The sequence below is a fragment of the Olsenella absiana genome (assembly GCF_036408855.1).
Lineage (GTDB): Bacteria > Actinomycetota > Coriobacteriia > Coriobacteriales > Atopobiaceae > Olsenella_K > Olsenella_K absiana.
This window is the reverse complement of sequence record NZ_JAZGJQ010000021.1, coordinates 1-1,061: the sequence shown is the minus strand read 5'-3', so window position 1 is coordinate 1,061 and position 1,061 is coordinate 1. Positions and strand designations below refer to the sequence as shown.

The window sequence follows — 1,061 nt, the reverse complement described above, 5'->3', positions numbered from 1 at the left end:
GAGTCCGTCAGCACCTCGGAGAGCGAGAGCGAGTCCGAATCCGAATCCACCTCCGAGAGCGAGAGCGAGTCCGAGTCGGAGTCCGCCAGCGCCTCCGAGTCCGAGTCCGCCAGCGCCTCCGAGATCGAGAGCGAGTCGGAGTCCGTCAGCACCTCGGAGAGCGAGTCGGTGTCCGTCAGCACCTCCGAGTCCGCCAGCGCCTCCGAGTCGGAGTCCACTAGCACCTCCGAGTCCGAGTCCGCCAGCGCCTCCGAGTCGGAGTCCACTAGCACCTCCGAGATCGAGAGCGAGTCCGAGTCGGAGAGCGAGTCGGAGTCCGAATCCACCTCCGAGAGCGAGTCGGAGTCCGAATCCACCTCCGAGAGCGAGTCGGAGTCCGAATCCACCTCCGAGTCCGAGAGCGAGTCCGAGTCCGAGAGCGAGTCCGAGTCCGAATCCACCTCGGAGTCGGAGTCCACTAGCACCTCCGAGTCCGCCTCCGAGTCGGAGTCCGCCTCCGAGTCGGAGAGCGAGTCGGAGTCCACTAGCACCTCCGAGTCCGAGAGCGAGTCGGAGTCCGAGAGCGAGTCGGAGTCCGAATCCACCTCCGAGAGCGAGTCGGAGTCCGAATCCGAATCCACCTCCGAGAGCGAGTCCGAGTCCGAGAGCGAGTCCGTCAGCACCTCGGAGTCGGAGTCCACTAGCACCTCCGAGTCCGAGAGCGAGTCCGAGTCGGAGAGCGAGTCGGAGTCCGAATCCACCTCCGAGAGCGAGTCCGAGTCGGAGTCCGCCTCCGAGTCGGAGTCCGCATCCGAGTCGGAGAGCGAGTCGGAGTCCACTAGCACCTCCGAGTCCGAGAGCGAGTCCGAATCCGAATCCACCTCCGAGAGCGAGAGCGAGTCCGAATCCACCTCCGAGTCGGAGAGCGAGAGCGAGTCCGAGTCGGAGAGCGAGTCGGAGTCCGTCAGCACCTCCGAGTCGGAGTCCGTCAGCACCTCGGAGAGCGAGAGCGAGTCCGAATCCGAATCCACCTCCGAGAGCGAGAGCGAGTCCGAGTCGGAGTCCGCCAGCGCCTCCGAGTC

General features: G+C 65.7%; 1 pseudogene. It reads right to left on the bottom strand.

Annotation, left to right across the window (positions count from 1 at the left end):
* Window positions 1-1,061: pseudogene (locus tag VXJ25_RS09680) on the bottom strand (serine-rich repeat glycoprotein adhesin); the annotation flags it as partial.